The organism is Collinsella sp. AM23-17 (assembly GCF_003470945.1).
Taxonomy (GTDB): Bacteria; Actinomycetota; Coriobacteriia; order Coriobacteriales; family Coriobacteriaceae; genus Collinsella; species Collinsella aerofaciens_O.
Map to the genome: position 1 here is coordinate 1 of NZ_QRHU01000054.1, position 1,267 is coordinate 1,267.

Sequence of the window (1,267 nt, forward strand, 5' to 3'; positions counted from 1 at the left end):
CTTAGAGGTCCTCGCGCCAGAAGGGCATGCTCATGCAGCGCGGGCCGCCACGGCCGCGGGAGAGCTCGGCGGAGGGCACGACGAGAAGGTCCAGGCCCTCCTTGTACAGCACGTCGTTGGTGACGGTGTTGCGGGCGTAGACGCAGATCTTGCCGGGCTCGACGCACAGGGTGTTGGAGCCGTCGTTCCACTGCTCGCGGGAGGCCGCGATCGGGTCGCCGCCGCCGCAGGGGATCAGCTTGACCTGGTCGACGCCGGTGGCGTCCTCCAGGACGTGCTCGAGGGTGTCCTCGATCAGGCGGATGTTCACGTCGCCCGGGTTCTTGCCGGCGGTCAGCTCGTAGACGCGCAGGGTGCCCATGATGGCGGGGTGGATCGTGAACTTATCGACGTCGATCTGGGTGAAGACCGTGTCGAGGTGCATGAAGGCGCGCGAGACCGGGATGTCGAAGGCCAGGATGCGCTCGACCTTGGAGTCGGAGTTCCAGAAGATGTTCTGCGCCATGACGTCGATGGCGGCTGCCTGGGTGCGCTGGGAGATGCCGACGGCGAGGGTCTTCTCGTTGATGTTCAGCACGTCGCCGCCCTCGGTGTGGAACTGGCAGTCGCGGCGGAAGTACAGGGAGACGTCCTTGTAGTCGGGGTGGTACTTGAAGACGTACTTGCCGTACAGGGTCTCGCGGTTGCGGGTGACCGAGTACATGCGGTTGAGGTTGACGCCCTCGCCGACGACCGCGAACGGGTCGCGGGTGAAGTAGAGGTTGGGCATCGGGTCGATGATCAGGTCGGACTCGGACTCGGAGTTGACCAGGGAGTCGAGGGTCGTGGACGCCGTGAGGGGCATGTCGATCTCGGCCTTGGTCATGCCGGCCATGGTCTTCTTGACGAACTCGAGGTTGTCCTCGATGGAGTCCAGCTTCTCGCGGACGATCTGCGGCATCTGCTGGCCGCGGATGCCTGCCTCGGCGATGTACTGGTCGGTGAACTCGGCGCGGGCGCCGGGGACCTGGTCGAACACCTCGGCGACGAGGTTCTCCAGGTAGAGCACCTCCACGCCCTGGTCCCTCAGGATCTGGGCGAAGGTGTCGTGCTCCTGCTGCGCGACCTCCAGGAACGGGACGTCGTCGAACAGGAGTCGCTCGAGCTCGTCGGGCGGCAGGTTGAGGAGCTCGTCGCCGGGACGGTGCAGGCAGACCTTCCTGAGCTTGCCGATCTCGGAAGGCACGTGCAGACCTTTCGTCATGGCCTCCTACCTTTCTTTCGGGCC

At 65.4% G+C, this 1,267-nt stretch carries 1 protein-coding gene; it reads right to left on the minus strand.

Going from position 1 to position 1,267, the window contains the following annotated elements:
* Position 1: 1 nt before the first annotated feature.
* A complete protein-coding gene (arcA, locus tag DW645_RS09825; RefSeq protein ID WP_117774421.1) occupies positions 2-1,243 on the minus strand; it encodes an arginine deiminase in 1,242 nt (413 codons plus the stop codon).
* Positions 1,244-1,267 lie beyond the last annotated feature (24 nt).